Source organism: Mycolicibacterium rhodesiae, assembly GCF_002086695.1.
GTDB lineage: Bacteria > Actinomycetota > Actinomycetes > Mycobacteriales > Mycobacteriaceae > Mycobacterium > Mycobacterium rhodesiae.
The window spans coordinates 284,023-302,970 of the sequence record NZ_MVIH01000002.1 but is presented as its reverse complement, the minus strand read 5'-3'; the positions used below and the strand labels follow the sequence as shown (position 1 = coordinate 302,970).

At 66.8% G+C, this 18,948-nt stretch carries 19 protein-coding genes; 12 read left to right on the top strand and 7 right to left on the bottom strand.

Annotated elements, in window-relative coordinates; all coding sequences use genetic code 11:
* The first annotated feature begins 60 nt into the window (after positions 1–60).
* Complete coding sequence (locus tag BST42_RS05285; RefSeq protein WP_083117525.1) at positions 61–510, top strand: MarR family winged helix-turn-helix transcriptional regulator; 450 nt, start codon at positions 61–63, stop codon at positions 508–510.
* Positions 511–582: 72 nt separating this feature from the next.
* Here BST42_RS05285 and BST42_RS05280 read toward each other — a convergent pair whose 3' ends face one another.
* On the bottom strand, positions 583–981 hold the full coding sequence (locus BST42_RS05280) for a heme-binding protein (RefSeq protein WP_083117877.1): 399 nt from the start codon (positions 979–981) through the stop codon (positions 583–585).
* A 489-nt stretch (positions 982–1,470) separates the two neighbouring features.
* Between BST42_RS05280 and BST42_RS05275 the strand changes: the two genes are divergently transcribed.
* Together BST42_RS05275 and BST42_RS05270 are read left to right on the top strand one after the other, a co-directional pair.
* Positions 1,471–2,433: a hypothetical protein gene (locus BST42_RS05275; RefSeq protein ID WP_083117524.1), complete on the top strand. Its 963-nt coding sequence runs from the start codon at positions 1,471–1,473 to the stop codon at positions 2,431–2,433.
* Between the two features lie 37 nt (positions 2,434–2,470).
* Complete coding sequence (locus BST42_RS05270) at positions 2,471–3,424, top strand: L-lactate dehydrogenase (RefSeq protein ID WP_083117876.1); 954 nt, start codon at positions 2,471–2,473, stop codon at positions 3,422–3,424.
* 27 nt (positions 3,425–3,451) lie between these two features.
* Here the strand turns inward: BST42_RS05270 and BST42_RS05265 are convergent, their stop codons facing one another.
* The gene (locus tag BST42_RS05265; protein WP_237159257.1) at positions 3,452–4,459 is read right to left on the bottom strand and encodes a sigma-70 family RNA polymerase sigma factor; all 1,008 of its coding nucleotides are present in this window, start codon (positions 4,457–4,459) and stop codon (positions 3,452–3,454) included.
* Positions 4,460–4,531: 72 nt separating this feature from the next.
* Between BST42_RS05265 and BST42_RS05260 the strand changes: the two genes are divergently transcribed.
* The 5 genes from BST42_RS05260 to BST42_RS05240 are packed head-to-tail and all read left to right on the top strand — an operon-like array spanning position 4,532 to position 8,339.
* Positions 4,532–5,371, top strand: coding sequence for an alpha/beta hydrolase (locus tag BST42_RS05260; RefSeq protein WP_083117522.1), 840 nt, complete (start codon positions 4,532–4,534; stop codon positions 5,369–5,371).
* Between the two features lie 29 nt (positions 5,372–5,400).
* Positions 5,401–6,405, top strand: a complete 1,005-nt coding sequence (locus BST42_RS05255; protein WP_083117521.1) for an alpha/beta hydrolase family protein — start codon at positions 5,401–5,403, stop codon at positions 6,403–6,405.
* 49 nt (positions 6,406–6,454) lie between these two features.
* On the top strand, positions 6,455–7,204 hold the full coding sequence (locus BST42_RS05250) for a DUF2786 domain-containing protein (RefSeq protein WP_083117520.1): 750 nt from the start codon (positions 6,455–6,457) through the stop codon (positions 7,202–7,204).
* Positions 7,201–7,698, top strand: coding sequence for a TIGR04338 family metallohydrolase (locus BST42_RS05245; RefSeq protein WP_083117519.1), 498 nt, complete (start codon positions 7,201–7,203; stop codon positions 7,696–7,698). The genes BST42_RS05250 and BST42_RS05245 overlap by 4 nt, the downstream gene beginning before the upstream one ends.
* Before the next feature lie 26 nt (positions 7,699–7,724).
* A complete protein-coding gene (locus BST42_RS05240) occupies positions 7,725–8,339 on the top strand; it encodes a pyridoxamine 5'-phosphate oxidase family protein (protein WP_083117518.1) in 615 nt (204 codons plus the stop codon).
* Between the two features lie 12 nt (positions 8,340–8,351).
* On the opposite strand, the gene BST42_RS05235 is transcribed toward BST42_RS05240, so the two are convergent.
* From BST42_RS05235 to mspA, 3 genes are all read right to left on the bottom strand, one after another.
* The gene (locus tag BST42_RS05235) at positions 8,352–9,413 is read right to left on the bottom strand and encodes an FkbM family methyltransferase (RefSeq protein WP_165760787.1); all 1,062 of its coding nucleotides are present in this window, start codon (positions 9,411–9,413) and stop codon (positions 8,352–8,354) included.
* Positions 9,414–9,488: 75 nt separating this feature from the next.
* The gene (locus BST42_RS05230) at positions 9,489–10,646 is read right to left on the bottom strand and encodes a hypothetical protein (protein WP_083117516.1); all 1,158 of its coding nucleotides are present in this window, start codon (positions 10,644–10,646) and stop codon (positions 9,489–9,491) included.
* A gap of 201 nt (positions 10,647–10,847) precedes the next feature.
* Positions 10,848–11,486: a porin MspA gene (mspA, locus tag BST42_RS05225; RefSeq protein WP_083117515.1), complete on the bottom strand. Its 639-nt coding sequence runs from the start codon at positions 11,484–11,486 to the stop codon at positions 10,848–10,850.
* Between the two features lie 371 nt (positions 11,487–11,857).
* Here mspA and BST42_RS05220 point away from each other — a divergent pair, with 371 nt between their 5' ends.
* Entirely contained in the window at positions 11,858–12,511 is a 654-nt protein-coding gene (locus BST42_RS05220) for a response regulator (RefSeq protein WP_083117514.1), read from the top strand.
* On the top strand, positions 12,505–13,629 hold the full coding sequence (locus tag BST42_RS05215) for a sensor histidine kinase (protein ID WP_083117513.1): 1,125 nt from the start codon (positions 12,505–12,507) through the stop codon (positions 13,627–13,629). The genes BST42_RS05220 and BST42_RS05215 overlap by 7 nt, the downstream gene beginning before the upstream one ends.
* 17 nt (positions 13,630–13,646) lie before the next feature.
* Here the strand turns inward: BST42_RS05215 and BST42_RS05210 are convergent, their stop codons facing one another.
* Both BST42_RS05210 and BST42_RS05205 read right to left on the bottom strand, forming a co-directional pair.
* Positions 13,647–15,869 carry a molybdopterin oxidoreductase family protein gene (locus BST42_RS05210; RefSeq protein ID WP_083117512.1) on the bottom strand — a complete coding sequence of 741 codons (2,223 nt, stop codon included), beginning with the start codon at positions 15,867–15,869 and terminating at the stop codon, positions 13,647–13,649.
* Between the two features lie 65 nt (positions 15,870–15,934).
* Positions 15,935–16,696 carry an IclR family transcriptional regulator gene (locus BST42_RS05205; protein WP_276009623.1) on the bottom strand — a complete coding sequence of 254 codons (762 nt, stop codon included), beginning with the start codon at positions 16,694–16,696 and terminating at the stop codon, positions 15,935–15,937.
* Between the two features lie 89 nt (positions 16,697–16,785).
* Here BST42_RS05205 and BST42_RS05200 point away from each other — a divergent pair, with 89 nt between their 5' ends.
* Both BST42_RS05200 and BST42_RS05195 read left to right on the top strand, forming a co-directional pair.
* The gene (locus BST42_RS05200) at positions 16,786–18,126 is read left to right on the top strand and encodes an FAD-binding oxidoreductase (protein ID WP_083117510.1); all 1,341 of its coding nucleotides are present in this window, start codon (positions 16,786–16,788) and stop codon (positions 18,124–18,126) included.
* The gene (locus BST42_RS05195) at positions 18,123–18,908 is read left to right on the top strand and encodes a DAPG hydrolase family protein (RefSeq protein WP_237159284.1); all 786 of its coding nucleotides are present in this window, start codon (positions 18,123–18,125) and stop codon (positions 18,906–18,908) included. The genes BST42_RS05200 and BST42_RS05195 overlap by 4 nt, the downstream gene beginning before the upstream one ends.
* The last annotated feature ends 40 nt before the right edge of the window (positions 18,909–18,948 follow it).

Below are 18,948 nucleotides of genomic sequence, written 5' to 3'. Positions count from 1 at the left end.
TGGCAGGCTTGCATGCGACAACATGGATGACGTGTCACGTATTCCGGTAGGGTGAGCGGTATGGCTCAGCGCTGGTTGACCCGCGACCAGCAGCGAATCTGGCGCAACTACCTGGCGCTGAACGGCCGTCTGCAAGCCGCGATGAACCGCCAGCTGCAGGCGCGGTGTGGGCTGTCGCTCGCCGATTACGAGGTGTTGGTGACGCTTTCCGAGCGAGGCCCGGCCCGGGTGCTCGAACTGGCCGAGGCGCTGGACTGGGAGCAGAGCCGGCTTTCGCATCACCTCGCGCGGATGCGGGGCAGGGGACTGATCGAGCGTCACAACACCGAACAGGACCGCCGGGGCGCCAGTGTCGAGATCACCGCAGACGGCATGGACGCCCTGCGCGCGGCGGCACCCGACCACGTCGCGCTGGTGCGGTCGGTGCTCTTCGAGGGAATGACGCCGACGCAACTACGCGCCTTCGACGCGGTGATCACCGCTGCGCTGGACCGGCTCGAGAGCACCTAGTTGTCGCATCGATTCAGAACTCAGAGCGAGTTTTTCACAAAATTCTCGCTCTGAGTTCTGTCTCGATATCAATCAGCCGGCCATGAACATGTCGTAGGCCGACGCCAGATCCGGCGGCAGCACCGTGACGTTGCACGCGCGCTGGGTGTCACCGATCGGGGCCAGGATGCCGCGCAGGTCGTAGTACTCCCCGGGATTGGCGGTGAAGTACCCGCGCACATTGGCTTCGGCCTGCGGGCGGGGCTGGTTGTAGGCCGCTGTCAGAACCTGATTGGCGCCGGGGTGTCCGGCCAGGTACTGGTGCGCCGAACCGGTCACCGAGCTGACGGTGCTGGCGACGCCGGCACTGCTGCAATCCGGTGCTGCCGAGGCCATCGGTGCAGCCATCGTGGCCACCGCCATGCCCCCCATGAGCAAACCGGTACCCACGGCCGCGACCCTCTTGCTTGACGCGATACCGCTGAACTTCATGATCACTTCTCTCTCCAACATGGTGATTGGTTCCCCCTTCCTGAAACCCAAAGTACCCATGAGGTTTTGCGGCAAACCCGTGCGCAGCGGCCGGGAGATAGCCGAATTGCGAAGCGTTACAGGCCAACCCGGTGACATGCCTCTCAAAGAGAGCGATATCGCGTCACGGACGCTGCGCGCTCTCTGAGAAGTCTTAACGGGCGCGGCGATCTCTTAACTGATTGTGACGAACGGTGTTATCGAACTGTGACTCGGGCAAACGCGCCATTGCGGGCGGATGAATTGCCAAGGGAATTGACGGTTTTGGAAATTGCTGGTGGCCGGTGGTGCCGGTGTGGCCAGCGGGTCTCAAAAGTGTGAGATGGCTTGCAGAAACCTGTCGACCCGCGCCCAACGCGCATACCGACCGGGGGGATCGGGTAGAGGCCATTACGAGGTGCAAAACCCCGCGCCGGCACAAATCCGTCAACGCACTAGGGGAGAAACACAATGACCCAACCCGATACCACTACTCTGCTCGCCCAGCTGCGGGCCATTCTCGATCTGACCAACACGGAAGTTCAGATCGCCGAGACCAGGGTGACCCAGGCTCGCACCGACGCGGTGCGCACCGAGCTCACCCAGAATGCGGCCAACGGCCGCGAACGGGCGGAAGCCATCGAGAGCGCGATCCGCGACCTCGGCGGATTCCCGGACGTCATCGGCCCGTTCTTCGGACGCGCCGCCGCGGCCGTCAAAGCGCTGACCGAGCAGGCGCAGCCGTTCGACGAAGCTCTGCTGGGTGATCTCGCGCTCGAGGGCCAACTGCTCGACCGCGCCCGCTACATCAAGGCGCTGGCCGTGGCTGCTCGCAAGCCCGACATCGAAAGCCTGGCCAACCGACTGATCACCGCGCACTCCGCGACCGTCGACTGGCTGACCACCGTGCTGGCCGAGGACGCGCTCGGCGGCCCGGCAGCCCTGCGGCGCACGCCGTTGCAGATCCTGACCGGCCTGACCGTTCGGGTGGCCAACTGGCCGATGATCTCGTCGGCTCGCGGTATCGACCGCGCGCTGGAGGCGCTGCGCAACACCCGCCCCGCAATGGACCAGCTGGTCAACCGCGGCGCCCACGCCGGTGAGGTTGCCGTCAAGGCCGCGGCCGGCGCCCGGGATGCGGCGCTGGAGTCCGCCGAGAAGGTGGCCCGCCGCGAAGGCGCCGACGGCGCTGCGGATGCGATCCACTCGCTGCGCAGCTCCACCGGCATCCTCTCGCCGGAGGAACTGCCGATCGCCGGTTACGACGAGTTGAACCTCAACGAGGCCGTTGCAGCGGTGAAGGAACTCGAGGACGCGGCCGACATCCGGGCGATCATCGCCTACGAAGAGGCCAACAAGAATCGTCAGCGGCTGGTCTCGGCCGCCCAGACCAGGGTGGCCGCCATCGCTCAGGAAATCGTCGGTATCGACTGACCGCACAGGGCCGCGCGCCGTGCCCGATGATGGTGAGGTGTTCGTACACCGGAACCGCAAGGTCGCCATCATCGGGGCCGGCAGCGTCGGAACCGCTATCGCCTACGCCTGCCTGATCCGCGGATCGGCAGGCGTTTTGGCGCTCTATGACACCAACCCGAAGAAGGTGCGGGCCGAGGTCCTCGACCTCAACCACGGCAGCCAGTTCGTTCCGCATTGCACGGTGACAGGCTCCGATCAGATCGACGTCACTGCCGGGTCCGCGGTCGTCGTGGTCACCGCCGGAGCCAAGCAACATCCCGGGCAGAGCCGGCTGGACCTGGCCGCCACGAATGTGGCGATGGCGCAAGAGCTCACACCGCAGTTATTGGAGTTCTCCCCGCACGCGGTGATCGTGTTCGTCACGAACCCGGTCGACGTCGTCACCTACGCCGCCGCACGATCCGTCGACGCGCCGGCCGGACGCATCTTCGGATCGGGAACTGTGTTGGACAGCAGCCGATTTCGGTATCTGATCGCTCAGCGGGCGGATCTTGCTGTCGGCAACGTACACGGGTTCATCGTCGGTGAGCACGGCGACTCCGAGATTTCGCTCTGGTCGGGCGTCTCGATCGGCGGGGTGCCTGCCGCGCAGTTTCGCGCCGGCGGCGCGGTGATTTTCGATGAGGCGACCCAGACCGAGATCTCGGCTGCGGTGGTCAACGCCGCGTACGAGATCATCGAAGGCAAGGGCGCGACCAATCTGGCGATCGGCCTGTCCACAGCGCGCATCATCGAAGCGGTGCTCGGGGACCAGCACCGGGTGCTGCCGATCTCCACCGTCCAGCACGGTGCGTACGAAATCACCGATGTGGCACTGTCATTGCCCACCGTCGTCTCAGCTGCCGGTGCGGGCGAGGTCTTGCAGGCTCCGCTCGCGGTTTCCGAACTTCTCGGGCTGCAGGCGTCGGCGACCACATTGCGACAAGCCCAGAATTCGCTGGGGCTGTAGCGGCCACGGTGTGCCACGGTCGGAGAGCTAAAGCACTTCCGGCAGGCCGAATTTCGCGAACAAGCTGGTATCCAGGAACGCCACCACGTGCGAGACGCCGTCGGCGCGCATATCGAGGACGTGCAGCTGGAACGGCACATGCCTGCCGCCGGTCTCCGGTAGCCGCATGTACATCGCCGCGGCCGGCTGGCCGTTGGCGGTCAGCGGGAGCAGCCGCATGTCGCCGGCTTTCTCCGCGGGGCAGTTCTGGTGGATGAGCGCCCCGATGACCGGGCCACCCTGATACCAGCCGTCGAACGGCGGCATCTCCCAGATCGCTTCGGCGGTGAACATTTTCACCAGCCGATCGATGTCGTAATCCTCGAACGCCGAGATGTAGTGGGCCAGCTTTTCGCGCGCCTCATCGGACTCCGGCGGCGACAGTTCGTCGTCCTGGCTGGGCCCGACGGCCTCGAGCTGGGCGCGCGCCCGCTGCAACAGGCTGTTGACGGCTGCCACCGAGGTGTCGAGGGCGTCAGCGACCTCGGCGGCCCGCCATTGCAGCACATCCCGCAGCACCAGCACGGCGCGCTGACGCGGGGACAGGTGTTGGAGCGCCGCCACGAACGCCAGCCGGACCGATTCCCGGGACCCGACGATCACCGACGGATCGGCCGGGTCGTCGTACAGCGAATCGGGCAGTGGCTCCAGCCAGGGCACCTCGGCACGCTCGACGAGATCGTCGTTCGGATTGGAGCTCGGTGCACCGAGTCCGGTCGGCAACGGCCGCCGCTGCCTGCCCTCCAGCGCCGTCAACGAGGTGTTGGTGGCGATACGGTGCAACCAGGTGCGGACCGAAGACTTGCCTTCGAAGCGGTCATACGACTTCCACGCGCGCAGGAACGTCTCCTGCACCAGATCCTCGGCGTCGTGCAGCGAGCCGGTCATCCGGTAGCAGTGGGCCAGCAGTTCCCGCCGGTACGGCTCGGCCTGAGCCAGGAAATCGCCCCGGCCGGGGTCCAGCCCGTCGTCGAGATTATGGGCGAGCACGCTCACCGTGCCGAGCTTACGCACGAGCACCGACAGCCGGAACCGGCGTGCGCGAGAGCACCCCGTTACGCTCCCCTGATGGTCACAACACGTACCGAGCGGACGTTCGACGGCGTCGGGGGCGTCCGCATCGTCTACGACGTGTGGACACCGGACACCGAACCGCGCGGCGTGGTCGTGCTCTCACACGGCCTCGGTGAACACGCCGGCCGCTACCACCACGTCGCCGAGCGGTTCGGCCAGGCCGGGCTGATCACCTACGCCCTCGATCACCGCGGGCACGGCCGTTCCGGCGGCAAGCGGGTGATGGTGCGCAGCATCGACGAGTACACCGGGGATTTCGACACCCTGGTCAAGATCGCCGCCGCCGAGCATCCGGACCTGCCGCGCATCGTGCTGGGGCACAGCATGGGTGGCGGCATCGTCTTCACCTATGGGGTGGAGCACCCGGGAGACTTCGACCTGATGGTGCTGTCCGGGCCCGCGGTCGCCGCCAACGTCGGCGTACCGCCGGTCAAAGCATTTCTGGGCAAGGCGGTCGGCTCGCTACTGCCGAACCTGCCGGTCGAGGAGCTCGACGCCAGCGCAGTCTCCCGCGACCCCGCGGTGGTGGCCGCCTACAACGCCGATCCGCTGGTGTGGCACGGCAAGGTTCCCGCCGGCATCGCCAAAGCGCTGCTGAAGGTCGGAGAGACTATGCCGCAGCGGGCGCGCCGACTCACCGCACCCCTTCTCGTCGTCCACGGCGGCGCCGACCGCCTGGTTCCCGCCGCCGGTAGCGAACGGCTGGTCGAGTGTGTCGGCTCGACCGACGTGAACCGCAAGGTGTATCCGGAGCTCTATCACGAGGTGTTCAACGAGCCCGAGCGCGATCTGGTGCTCGACGACGTGACCGCCTGGATCGAAGCCAGGCTGTGAGTCTGCGCCGTCGCCTCGCCCTTGCGGCCATGGCAGTGTTGCTGGTCGCCGGGTGCTCGTCGAACAGCCAGTCGGCCAACGCCTGGGTCGAAGACGAGGTGACGTTCGACGCCGGCGGGCTGACCGTGCACGGCACCTACCGCCACCAGCACGGTGACAAGCAAGCACCCGCGGCCCTGCTGATCTCGGAGAGCGGACGCACCGACCGCAACGGCGACAACAACGTCGCCGGGCCGATCGGAAACATGCGTCAGCTCGCCGAATACCTGTCCGACCACGGAGTGGCCTCGCTGCGCTACGACAAGGTCGGCACCGGGAAGACCGGCCTGGGACCGTACGCCGACCACCCGGCCGACGTCGGCAGCGCCGTCTACACCACCGGGGCGAAGGCCGCGGTGCGGTTCCTGGCCAGCGAGGCCGCCACCGACAAGAACCACATCTCGGTGTACGGCCTCGGCGAAGGAACCGTGCATGCGATGACGCTGGCCGACGACACCTCCGCCGGTGCCCCCAAGATCCACTCCGTAGGTCTGCTGCAGCCGCTGGCGGGCCGCTACCTCGACCTGATCACCAACCGGGTCAGGGCCGATGTTGCGGCCGCCGTCAAGGCAGGCCAGAAGAACCAGCAGCAGGCGGACCAGACGATCGCCGCGTGGACCGCCGCCGTCGAGCAGGCGCGTAAGACGACCACCGTGCCCGCCAAACTCCCCGACGGTTTGAGCGCGATCCTGAACCCCGGCAACGTCAAAGCTGTCGTCGAGTCCGACGCTATCGACCCGCTGAAACTGGCGGCCGCCATCCCTGCCGCCACCCCGGTGTTGCTCACCTGCTCGGACTCCGACGGTCAGGCCAACTGCGCGGACATCACTCCGCTCGCCGACGCACTGGAGCACACGTCGTTGTCGCTGGTCGCGCTCAAGGGCGTCAACCACGTGCTGCGCGACGACCCAAGCGACAACGTCGCCAACTACTCGAAGCCGGGCCCGCTGTCCCCGCAGCTGACCGCGGCGCTGAACGGGTTCATCAACAGTTGACTCCGGTACGGGCACACCTATGTCGTGACGCTCGGCTAGGTTGCCAAGCGTGACCGACGACAAGATGCTGTCGCGCATCGCCGCGCTGCTGCGCCAGGCCGAGGGCACGGACAACGCACACGAGGCGGAGGCATTCATGGCCGCCGCCCAGCGGCTGGCCACCGCCACATCGATCGATCTGGCCGTGGCACGGTCGCATTCGGCCACCCGCAGTGCCGCGCAGGCGCCGACCCAGCGCACGATCACCATCGGCGAACCGGGCGCCCGCGGTCTGCGCACCTATGTGCAGCTGTTCGCCGGCATCGCCGCGGCCAACGATGTGCAGTGCGATGTCGCCTCGAACTCGGCCTTCGTCTACGCCTACGGGTTCGCCGAGGACATCGACGCCAGCCACGCCCTGTACGCGAGCCTCGTGGTGCAGATGGTGCGCAGCTGTGACGCCTACCTGGCCACCGGTGCGCACAAGCCGACGCCCACGATCACCGCACGGCTGAATTTCCAACTGGCATTCGGTGCACGCGTCGCCCAGCGGCTGGCACAGGCGCGGGAAGAGGCCCGCCAGGACGCCACCCGGGATCGCGCGACCGCGCCGGGAACCGCTGTGGCACTGCGCAACAAAGAACTCGAACTGCGCGAGCACTACCGCCAGACGTCCAAGGCGCGCGGCACCTGGCAGGCCAGCCGTGCCTCGGCAGGGTACTCGTCGGCAGCCCGCCGCGCCGGTGACCGCGCAGGCAAGCAGGCCAGGCTGGGCTCCAGCCCCGAGTTGCCGGGGGCGCGGACCCGGCTGCCGCGGTGACGGCGCGCGACAGTCAGCGCTCCCGCGTCTACGCGGCCGAAGAGTTCGTCCGGACACTCTTCGACCGTGCCGCCCAACACAGTTCACGCACCATCGACTTCTTCGGCACGCAGCTCACCCTGCCCCCGGAAGGACGGTTCGCCTCGATGCCGTCGGTGCAGCGTTACGTCGACGAGGTACTCGCGCTGCCCGCGGTGACCGCACGATGGCCCGCCCCGGGACCGCTGCGTGTGCGTCCTCGCCGCGCCGCAACCGCCGCCCACTACGAAAGCGCGGACGGCACAGGCGTTATCGCCGTTCCCGACCGCTCGGCCGCCGACTGGGCCATGCGCGAGCTGGTGTTGCTGCATGAGATCGCCCACCATCTGACCCCGCAGGGTCCCGCCCACGGTCCGGGCTTCGTCGCGACATTCTGTGAGCTGGCTGCTCTGGTGATGGGGCCGGAGGTCGGCCATGTGCTGCGCGTGGTGTACGCCAAGGAAGGCGTCCGCTGACCGGTGCGGTGGAGGATACTGAGGCGATGCACCGTGAAGTGACGACCGTCGCCGAACTCCGGGCGATCGTGGGCGAACCCGACCACTACGTGGCGAACAAGGTCAAAGACCGGCTCTCGCCAGTGCAACGGGACTGGTTGGCGCATTCACCGCTGGCGTTTGTGGCGACCACCGATGCGCAAGGCCGCGTTGATATTTCGCCGAAGGGTGATCCGGCGGGCTTCGTCCACGTGATCGACGACAGCACCATCGCCATCCCGGATCGGCCGGGCAACAAGCGCGTCGACGGGTATCTCAACGTGCTGCAGCGTCCCGGCATCGGAACCCTCTTCGTGATCCCGGGTCGCGGCGATACGCTGCGGATCAACGGCAAGGGCCGAATCCTGGCCGACGCCGACTACTTCGATGCCATGGCGGTCAACGGTAAGCGGCCGCTGCTGGCGTTGGAGGTCGCCATCGACGAGGTGTTCTTCCACTGCTCCAAGGCATTCCTGCGCTCGGACACCTGGAAGCCGGAGACCTGGAATCCGACCGCGCTGCCCAGCGTCGCCCAGATGGCCAAGGCATTGCGGCACGACTGGTCCGAGGCCGAACTCGAAGAACGCTACTGCGAGGACAACATTCGCAAGGTGTTGTACTAGCCGGCTATGTGCTCAAACGTCGGACACCCGCGCGCGGTGAGATCGTTCGTCTCGGCTTGCGACGGATGCGACCATCGGTAACCGGTCGGCGTCACGACGGGACAGCACAAGGTCGAGGCGTCGTGTCCGACGATCGATGGTCCCACGAATCCGGACCGCGTAGGATGCGTCGTCGAGCCACAGGTAGCGCCACGGTGAGTAGTCGTTACCCATCGCGTACATGTGAAAGCCACTGTCGAGGAAGGGCTTCAAGATGGCTGCGGGATTTCTGCCGCGCCGAGGCCACCACCGGGGGGACAGCTCGACGACGATCTCGGCATCGGCACGTAGCAGCGGGATCATCGTGGTCATACCCGCCAGGACGTCAGGTTCGGCGCCTTCGACGTCAATCTTGATTATCCGTGCCGACGCAATCTCCGAGGCAGACAGCATCTCGTCGAGCCGGTGCGCGTCGATCGTCGCCTCGGCCCGCAGCTTTCGTGTGGGGACCGTTGTCGACATACCCAGGTTATGGTTTGGGCCGGCATAGATCGTCAGAGTGCCCGATGCCGCACTCGCGGCAGCATTCACCAGCCGGATCCGATCGGTGAGCCGGTTGGCCGTCACGTTGTCGCATAGCTCGGCGAAGACTGCGGGGGACGCCTCCACTGCCACAACGCCACCGTCGGCGCCCACATGGCGGGCGGCGAGCAGGGAGTAGTAGCCGGCGTTGGCACCGACGTCGACGAAGACGTCACCCCCGCTCAGACGGCTGGACACGAATCGTGTCAGGTCGGGTTCCCATTCGCCGAAAAGCCAGACGTACCAGCCGATGAGATCGGTGAGCCGGCATGTCATTGTAGCGCCGAACGAGGTGCGGGCTGTAGCGACCACAGCCACGCCGACGTATGCGGCCGCCCTCAGGAGGAGCGCCACCGGAACGTAGAGGGGCATGAATAGCGCAGCGCGGGTGAGCTTCTCGAGCGTACGGATCTCGCGATTCGAGGTCCGTAGCGGTGCGATCGCCGCACGGGTGAGCTGCGTCAGCGTCGACGCCCGGCCGATGGCGCCGGGATTCAATTTGGGCAAGACCATCTGTTGAACCCCCATTTTGTTGACGATCACCCTCGGAGGATCCGAGGCACTGCGCTGAGAGGAGATGGCCCGCTGTCAGTCCTTCTTGCCGGAATCGCCGGTGTGCTGACCGTCGTGAGTGTCGGCGTGCGCGCCGGCGGCGGTCGAGGTGCTTTCGGATTTGTTGTCAAGACTCCCGGCCGCGGCGTGGTCTGCCACGCGTGCGCTACGGCCCTTCGGCGACGGCGTGGAGTGTGAGATCTCGCTTTCGGACGTGCCTTCGGTGTCGCTAGTGTCGGCATGAGTGGCAGGGAATGACGTGGAGGCACTGACCTTGCCGCCGGTCGGTGCCTTCGACGGGATCACTGCGGCCGAACTGGTGGCCGGTGCGGCCAGTTCTCCAGTGGAACCGTGTGTGCGGTTGCCTGATCCCTTGGCTATGTCGGAAGTGTCGCCGTGTTCGTCCTGAGTCGACTTCGTGGCGGGGCCGGCACTGGGCGGCGATGAGACCGCGCCGTTGTCGGCCTGCGCTGCAGGATGATTGACCCCGACGGCACTCGCGGCGGCGGCGCCTTTGGGTAGAGCGTCGGAGATTGATGTTGTGATGTATCCGAGGACGGCGGACAGTCCAGGTGTGCCGAAGCTGTACTTTCCGTCGGGAGTCTGGCCGGTGAAGTAGAGGCTGGCCAAGATTCCGCCGCCGACCTTGACGGGTCCGATCTTCGTAGGGGGTATCAGTGTCGCGAGCTGCGTGATAGTCGCCCGGACGAGGTTGGGCACTCCGTAGTAGAAAACTGACTTGGCCAGTTGCGCGATGGGCGACGCGGTGCCGAACAACTCGCTGGCGCCGACGTAGATCAAGGCACCCACGGCGCTGCCTGCGGTGTTTTTTCCGGCGCCGTAGTAGGCGCCGGCTTCGAAGAAGTAGTTGTCGAGATCGACCTTGCCGAACTGATCGAGGGCCTCGTCGATGACGTAGTACGCGACACCGGAGAGTCCGGACACGTAGACCGGACTGCTCCCGGTGGGGTTGATGTTGGGGTAGTACTTGTCCGGCTTGCCGTTGGCCGGGCCGATGTAGCCGCCCCACCCGCTGACGTAGGCATCAGTGATGCCCTTGATCGTGATGTCGGCCAGAGCCGCCAGTTCGACGGTGGCAGTCCGAACGGTCAGCACCCCTGGCAGCCCAGCCGCATGCAGGTCGGTGCCGGAGAACACCGGAGGCGTCGTCGCGACGATGGCGACGGCACTCATCAATGCCAGACCGGAAGCGGCGGATGAACGACTCCAAGCCTGCATCGTCGGTTCCCTCTCGTTTGACTGTGCGAGCAAGCCTGACCGGGCGGGCGTGCCGGAGGAATCCGCCAACCGGCCAGAGCCGGCAACCAATCGGCTGGAGATGGTGCGACGCAGGCGCGCGTGTCGTCGCCGTCAGCGGTCGCCGGCATCTGCCCGTCAGTTCATGTTCCACGGATCGCCGTAGGTGGTGACGCTGTCGCCGGTCTTCGACGTGAGCCGCGCGAATGGGCGTAGTAGAACGCCGCCTGAGGCACCGGTCACCGTGCCGTGCGCGTTGGCCACCGCCACGGTGCCGGTGGCTCCCTTGACATCGACCGAGAGCGTGTTCACTTCCTGGATGCCAGGGCCGTTGCCGAGATTGGCTTTGATCGACGCTCCGGGAAAGAGATTCGGGGTGATGACCGATCCCAACGGGTTGAACGCGCGCGGAGAAATCGAGGCCTTGTCCAAGAGGACGTTCGGGGTGGTGTAGCTGAAATTGATGCCGATACCCAATGACCACGGGAACCCGATCTGATAGCCCAGCTGAAGGGTGCCGGTGAAGTCGTCGGCGTGTGAACCGCTGACTGAGTACTCGGCCTTTCCTGAATGGAACCACTCGCGCGTCAACCGGTTACGGTCAAGGGGGGCAACGCCGTTGAGGAACGTGTCCCATTGCTGGACGGTCAGGGTGCGGCCTCCGCCGTCGACGATGCTCAGCTGGTTGTCCAGGCCGGCGTTGGCGACACCCCGACTCGGAGCCAGGGCGGCGATCGCCGCGACTGCAAGAGCAAGCGCGCGCACGGGGGTCTTCATGGGCTCTCCAGCGGAATCAGGTGCGACCAACAACGGCCGCACCAGACTGGCCCGCGGGTCAGGCCGCGGTCATCCCCCCTGTGTCGTCAGCTCGTCGCCATCTGGCTGGAAGTCGGGAGTTCAGCTCCGCACATGTATTGGGGGTGTGACACGCGTACGGCATCACCACGGTTGCGGTCTTATCGGCGGCATGGCAAATCCGCCATCCCCCATATGGCTGGTTCTGCCAGCCAGGTGTGGGATGTTGTGCCGACGCGCTGGGCCGGAGTGGTTCGAGCGCGCTCGCTGTCGTCTAATCGGATCGACGCTCGCAACCCGGCCGGCGGAAATAAACTCGGCACCCGCGCACCGCGGCGGGAGGAGGAGGCCCCATGACACGGGTTGTCATCGTCGACGACGAGGCGCTGATCCGATCGGGGTTCAAGATGATCCTGTCGGCGGCGGAGGACATCGAAGTCGTCGCCACCTGTGACGGCCGCAACGCCGTGCAGACCATCGCAGAATTGCGGCCGGACGTTGTACTGCTCGACATTCGGATGCCCGGCAAAGACGGACTGACCGTGCTCGCGGAGCTGCAGACGCTCGCGCCACCGCCCACAGTGGCCGTTCTCACCACATTCGACGCCGACGAATACATCGCCTCCGCCCTGCGGATGGGCGCCGCGGGGTTTTTGCTGAAAGACACTGATCCAGAACAGCTTCCGTACATGGTTCGCAGTCTGGCCGGCGGTGGACTCGTGCTCTCCGAGAAGGTGAGTCCGCGAGTCGTCGCCGGCTACCTCGGCGACCACGCCGATGTAGCCGCTGTCCACGCGTTGCGTGCGCTGACAGAGCGAGAGACCCAGGTCCTCAAGCTACTCGCGCAAGGACGGTCGAACGGCGAGATCTCCGCGACGCTGTATTCCAGCGTCGGCACGGTCAAGGACCAGGTGAGTTCGATACTGGCCAAGCTCGGTGTCAAGTCACGGGTGGAAGCCGCGATTGTGGCCCAGCGCGCTCGCCTCCTGGACGACGACTCATGCTGACCCGGTTGACTCCGCGCGGGCGTCGGCTGATTCTCGACGTCCTGACGATCGTCCTCGCCGGTGCCGACGCCGCCGCCTCGATCATGTCCGACGACCACGTCACCACCATCGAAATCGTGCTTGGGGCGGTGGCGGTGGCGGCGCTGCTGATACGACGGCGCGCACCGTATTTGGCGCTCATCTTGACGCTGCCCGCACTGATAGTCAGCACCATGGCCATCGCAGGACAGATAGCCCTGTTCACCGTCGCTCAGCGCAGTAAGCGGTTGTATCTGATCGTGCTGAGCGCGTTGGCCTTCTTCGTGTGCTTCACAGCCCTATGGCGCACACCGTATTCCGGTGTGGACACCGTATTGGACCTCGTGTATGCGACCGTATTCACCGCCGCGCCGGTGTGGTTGGGAATGCTCGTCACCGCGCGGGCCGATCTGTCGGAGAAGCTGGCCGAGATCGAACGGGCACGCCGCGATCAAGAGGAACTGGTCATCGAGAAGGCGGTTGCTGCCGAACGTTCCGCACTGGCCCGAGAGATGCACGATGTGGTGTCGCACCAGGTGAGTCTCATTGCGGTGCAAGCCGGCGCGCTACAGGTCACAGCCAGTGATCGCGCGTCGGCCGAGGCGGCGCGCACCATTCGGACGTTGAGCGTGCGCACCCTCGACGAGCTACGCGAAATGGTGGGGGTGTTGCGTCCGTCGTCCGGCCCCAGCGTCGAACTGGCGCCGCAGCCCGGGATCGATGATTTGGACTCGCTGGTGGCGGCGTCACAGGTGCCCACAGTCATCCAGATTGTGCGCACCGACCCGAGGGATCCGTCGGCGGCAGTCCAGCGCGCGATCTATCGGGCTGCGCAGGAAGGGCTGACCAACATCGCCAAGCATGCTCCCGGTGCCAACGCTCGGCTGAGTCTGCGTCTCGATGATCGGCAAGCCTGTTTGACGCTGACAAACACCAAGCCCACTCGGGCGCCGGTCCGGCTCCCGAGCGCTCAACACGGGCTGCTCGGTTTGTACGAACGCGCGGAATTGCTCGGCGGCTCCTTACATGCCGGCCCACACGGAGACGGCGGCTTCGAACTCACCATCACCCTGCCGTTCCATGGAACGCCGTCGAGGTAGGGCTGTCCCAGCCGCACCTATCCGGCCGGCGCCACCTCCACCGGGAGCGCGTTCAATACCGCGGTGCCCGACAACGGATCCAGCAGCGTGCCGTCGTTGAGGTTGTTGACGTTGACGCCCGGGTGCTGCGCCGCCACCCTCATCCGGGTGCCCGGCTCGGTGTGTCCCCACCCGTGCGGCAGTGACACCACGCCAGGACGGATCGCGTCGGTGATCTCAACCGGCACTTCGAGTTTGCCGCCCGGACCGGTGACGAGAGCCATCTCCTCGAGACCGAGCCGCGCGGCGTCGTCGGGATGGATCTGCAGCGTGCAGCGATTGGTGCCGCCGGACAGGGCGGGCAGGTTGTGCATCCAGCTGTTGTTGGACCGCAGGTGCCGACGGCCGATCAGCAGGAACCCAGGTCCCGACGTGAGCGCGGCGAGCAGGCGCGGGACGTCGGCGAGGATCGGCTCGGGATCCAATTCGATTGTGCCCGAGGGGGTCCGAAGAATCTCGGGAATCCGCGGGGTCAGCGCGCCGAGATCAATCCCGTGTGGGGTGTCCTTCAGCCGCTGCAGGGTCAAACCCTCCGGCCTGGCCCCGAACCCGTCACCGAACGGGCCGAGCCGCAGCATCATGTCCAGCCGTCGTTCGTAACCGCGCCCCTCGGGCAGCATCGCGGTCAGTTCCTCGACGGACCGGCCTGCCACCGGGGAGTGCTCGTCGGCGACCTCCTTGCTCAGCGTCGTCGCGATCACCTGCTCGTCCACCAGCGTCGGGTCGGCGTCGGGGCCCATTCCCAACACGATCAGCGCCAGCCGCGCCAAGATCTCGCACTCGTCGGGCCGTCCGTCCGGCAGCGGCAGGACAGGAGGCGAGTACCTGGCGTTGTTGCGTACCGCCGCCCCGCTGAGGGCGAGGTCGTAATGCGCTGCGCGAGAAGGCGGAGGCGGCGGCAGGATCACGTCGGCGTGCCGGGTGGTCTCGTTGAGATAGGGGTCCACCGACACCATGAAGTCGACGCGGTCGAGGGCCTCGGACAGCCGGGCGCCGTCGGGCGCCGACAACACCGGGTTGCCCGCGATCGTGATCATCGCCCGGACCTGGCCCTCGCCGGGGGTCTCGATCTCCTCGGCAAGCGCGACCGCGGGCAACTCGGACAGTGCCTCCGGGTGACCGGACACCCGGCTGCGCCAGCGTCCGGTGGCGAATCCCCGGCCCGGGCGCGGCGGGCGCGGCGCCCCGGCGATCGGCGAACTGGCGAACATCACCCCACCCGGGCGGTCCAGATTGCCGGTCAGGATGTTGACCACATCGACCAGCCAGCTGGTCAACGTGCCGAATTCGACCGTCGAGGTGCCGATGCGGCCGTACACCGCCGCACTCGGGGCCGCGGCGAGTTCGCGTGCCAGTGTTCGGATTTCGTTGGCGTCGACCCCGCAGTGCTCGGCCACCGCCTCCGGCGGGAAGTCCTGCGCCGCCGCCCGCACCCGCTCCAGCCCGGAGACGTGCTCGGCCAGCCGGCCCAGATCCACCAGGTCCTCGTCGAAGAGCACATGCGTGACCGCGAACAGCAGTGCGGCGTCGGTGCCGGGGCGCGGCGCGATGTGACGGTCGGCCAGTTCGGCGGTGCGGGTCCGGGTGGGATCTATCACCACCAACGTGCCGCCGCGACGGCGCAACGCCTTGAGCTTGCCCGGAAAATCGGCAGCGGTGGCTAGAGAACCGTTGGATACCAACGGGTTTGCGCCCATCACGACGAGGTAATCGGTGCGGTCGAGGTCGGGCAGGGTGAACGCCAGCGGATTGCCGAACAGGTATCCGCAGGACACGTGCTTGGGCATCTGGTCCAGTGTGCTGGCTGAATACACCTGCCGGGTGCCCAGCGACTTGATGACGACCGGCCCGTAGAGCGAGCCGGCGATGGTGTGCGCGTTCGGGTTGCCCAGGTACACCGCGACCGACGAGCCGCCGGTATCGGCGATGACGCGCTGCAGTCCCTCGGCCGCCGCGGCGAAGGCGTCCGCCCACGAGGTCTCGACCAACTCGCCGTCGCGGCGCACCAGGGGCTTCTGCAGCCGGTCGGGATCGTTGTCCAGCTCGGGGAAGCTGGCGCCCTTGGGGCAGATGAAGCCGTGACTGAACACGTCGTCACGATCGCCCCGGGCCGCACTGACCCGGTCGTTGTCGTCGATGGTCAGGACCATCCCGCAGGTGGCCTCGCAGAACGGGCAAATTCGCAAAGCGGTGCGGCTCATCTGGCCACTGTGCTCTGCGACCGACCCCCGTGGCAAGCCCAACCAACCGGATGGTCAGATTTGATTCAGCCGGTCCACACCGGTGACTCCAGTGCCTCGCGCAGGGCGGCGACGATGCGGTCGGAGTGAGCAGTGAAACGCCCGGTCGGGGCGGGCACCGAGATCGCGACGATGTTTCCACCGGCCGCGCGGCCCGCGACCCCCGCGGCCGAGATGCCGTCGGTGTGTTCATCACGGTCGTACGCCACCCGGTCGGTGCGGATGGTCCGGATCTCGGCGCGCACCCGATCGGCGTTGTCCGGCTCGAGGGCGGCAAGCACCTGGTCGACGTCGTCATCGCCCAACAACGCCAGAACCGCCTTCCCATTGGCGGTGTCGCACAACGTGAATCGCCCGCCGATCGCCGAGACCGCACGCAACCGGTGCGGCGACTCGATCTGGTCGATGAACAACATCTGGCCACCGCGATATACCGAGAGGTCGACCGTTTCACCGGTGGCCTCGGCCACCCGCTCCAACGTGGACCGGAATGCCGACGTGATGTGGGCCGCGTCGGCGTTGACCAGGCCGAGCAGGCGGTCCCCGAGGACGATGCGGCCGTCGTCGTCCACGGCGGCGAACCCCACCTCGACCAGACCGACGAGGAGTCGCCGGGCGGTTGACTTGGCCAGTCCCAGTCGGCTGTGCAGGTCGACCAGGCGCAGCCGGCCCGGGGCGGTGGCGATTTCGTCGAGCGCTGCCGCGGCGCGACGCAGTACCTGTATGCCGTCGTCACGGGCATTCGCGGGACGTCCATCACCGACCACAGAAATTTTCGCGTCAGTCAACTGACATCCCTTCCGTTGGCGTCGCCGCGGCGGTAATGTGCCGCAATACGGATCATAGCGATTCGCTATGTGAACCATAGGAGGCTTCGGTGGGGTCACTTCCCGAGGGTCGGCATTTCTTTCACGGTGACGACGGCTACGAGAGCGCACGCCAGGCGACGGTGTGGAACCAGCGGGTTCCCGACCGCTACCCGGATGTCATCGTCGCGGCGGTCGACGCCGACGACGTCGTGGCGGCGCTGCGCTACGCCAAAGCGAACAACAAACAGGTCAGCATCAAGTCCGGCGGCCACAGCTGGGCGGCCAGCCACCTGCGCGACGGCGCGGTGCTGCTCGACATGAGCCGGGTCGACCAGACCAGCATCGACGCCGACGCGATGACGGCGGTCGCGGGACCGGGCAAGGGCGGCAGCGTGCTGGCCGCCGAGCTCGATGCGGTCGGGCTGTTCTTTCCCGCCGGGCACTGCAAGGGCGTGTGCATCGGGGGCTACCTGCTGCAGGGCGGTTACGGCTGGAACAGCAGGGTGGTCGGACCGGCCTGCGAAAGCGTCATCGGGCTGGACGTGGTGACCGCCGACGGCGACAAGATCTACATCGACGCCGACCATCATCCGGACCTGTACTGGGCCGCGCGCGGCGCCGGACCGGGGTTCTTCGCCGTCGTCACCGCGTTCCACCTCAAGCTCTACCCGAAGCCCGCAGTGCTGGGCAGCAGCTTCTACGCCTACCCCATCGAGCTCGCCGACGAGATCTTCACCTGGGCCCGCGACATCTCCGCCGACGTGGACCGGCGGGTCGAACTGCAGATCGTCGCCACCAAGAGCGTGCCCAACGCGGGCATCGACCGGCCGGCGATCGTGATGGCCTCGCCGGCGTTCGCCGACACCGAGGCGGAGGCCAAAGAAGCGTTCGGCCTGCTCGACCGATGCCCGGTGGTCGACAAGGCACTGATCGCCGTGCCGTATGCGCCGATGGGCCTGCCGGATTGGTACACCGCGGTGATGAGCAACTACCTGGAGGACCATCGGTACACCGCCGACAACATGTGGACCAACGCCTCGGCCGCCGAGTTGATGCCGGGCATCCACCGCATCCTGGACACTCTGCCGCCGCACCCCGCGCACTTCCTGTGGCTGAACTGGGGCCCGTCGCCGCAGCGCCAGGACATGGCCTACAGCTTGGAAAGCGAGATCTACCTGGCGCTGTACGCCGGCTGGATGGACCCGAACGACGACGAAAAGTACAGCGACTGGCCACGATCCAACATGGCGTCGATGGCATCGCTGGCGACCGGCATCCAGCTGGCCGACGAGAATCTGGGCCGCCGCCCCGCCAAGTTCGTCACCGACGAGAACATGGCCCGGCTCGACCGGGTGCGAGCCCAGTACGACCCCGACGGCCGGTTCCACAGCTGGATGGGGCGACTCTGATGGCCGAGACCTACCTGGGTTACCGCCCCGGAGACGATGACACCGCATGGGGTAAGTACTTCAACCCGCAGATGGCCGAGCTACCCCGTCATGCGGTGATCGCACTCGAGCACGGTCCGCAGGCCGACCAGGCTATGCTCGGATTCGATTCGGCTGCAACGCTTCTCGACGAGGGATACCAACAGACCGAGAACGGCTACGGCGCGCTGCGTGGCGGCGGATTCCACGTCGCGATCCGCACCGACATGCCCGGCGTCACGCCGGCGATGTGGGACTGGTGGTTCGGCTGGCACGGCAGCGAGTCCAGCCGCTACAAACTGTGGCATCCGCGTGCGCATGCGTCGGCGCACTGGGGCGACAGCGGGCCCGATGGCGCCTACGTCGGACGGACCTCGATCATCGAGGAATACCTAGGCTCGGCCTACGCCAAGGCGGCCATCGCGTTCCTCGAACCGTCGGCGCTGGGCCTCGACGAATCGCGGCTGGGCACCGATGTCGCGGTGTGCGCGCGACTGGGCTCCAGCGAGGTGCCGGTCGACATCGGCTGGTTCATCCATCACGTGCGGGCTGTGCCGGGCGGCGCGGAAATGCGATCGCGGTTCTGGATGGGTGGTCCGTACATCGGGGTGCGCCGCGGCAACCGCCTCGCCGATTCGGTGATCCGCCCGATCGCCGCGCACCAACTGCCGGAGCCGCGGGATCTGCTGGTGCACTGCGCGCAGGAGATGAACCACCTCGCGAGCTTCCTGCCGAAAATTTACGCGGAGTTCGCTGAAACCTGACCAGCGTCACCTCTGGCAACAGAGATTGCCAAATCCCCAC

Bases quoted from the DNA above. Each gene is read 5' to 3' on its own strand.
- BST42_RS05215 (WP_083117513.1), top strand. From the start codon at position 12,505: ATGCTGACCCGGTTGACTCCGCGCGGGCGTCGGCTGATTCTCGACGTC.
- BST42_RS05255 (WP_083117521.1), top strand. From the start codon at position 5,401: ATGGCAGTGTTGCTGGTCGCCGGGTGCTCGTCGAACAGCCAGTCGGCC.
- BST42_RS05285 (WP_083117525.1), top strand. From the start codon at position 61: ATGGCTCAGCGCTGGTTGACCCGCGACCAGCAGCGAATCTGGCGCAAC.
- BST42_RS05235 (WP_165760787.1), bottom strand. From the start codon at position 9,413: ATGGTCTTGCCCAAATTGAATCCCGGCGCCATCGGCCGGGCGTCGACG.
- BST42_RS05275 (WP_083117524.1), top strand. From the start codon at position 1,471: ATGACCCAACCCGATACCACTACTCTGCTCGCCCAGCTGCGGGCCATT.
- BST42_RS05260 (WP_083117522.1), top strand. From the start codon at position 4,532: ATGGTCACAACACGTACCGAGCGGACGTTCGACGGCGTCGGGGGCGTC.
- BST42_RS05220 (WP_083117514.1), top strand. From the start codon at position 11,858: ATGACACGGGTTGTCATCGTCGACGACGAGGCGCTGATCCGATCGGGG.
- BST42_RS05210 (WP_083117512.1), bottom strand. From the start codon at position 15,869: ATGAGCCGCACCGCTTTGCGAATTTGCCCGTTCTGCGAGGCCACCTGC.
- BST42_RS05240 (WP_083117518.1), top strand. From the start codon at position 7,725: ATGCACCGTGAAGTGACGACCGTCGCCGAACTCCGGGCGATCGTGGGC.
- BST42_RS05230 (WP_083117516.1), bottom strand. From the start codon at position 10,646: ATGAGTGCCGTCGCCATCGTCGCGACGACGCCTCCGGTGTTCTCCGGC.
- mspA (WP_083117515.1), bottom strand. From the start codon at position 11,486: ATGAAGACCCCCGTGCGCGCGCTTGCTCTTGCAGTCGCGGCGATCGCC.
- BST42_RS05280 (WP_083117877.1), bottom strand. From the start codon at position 981: ATGAAGTTCAGCGGTATCGCGTCAAGCAAGAGGGTCGCGGCCGTGGGT.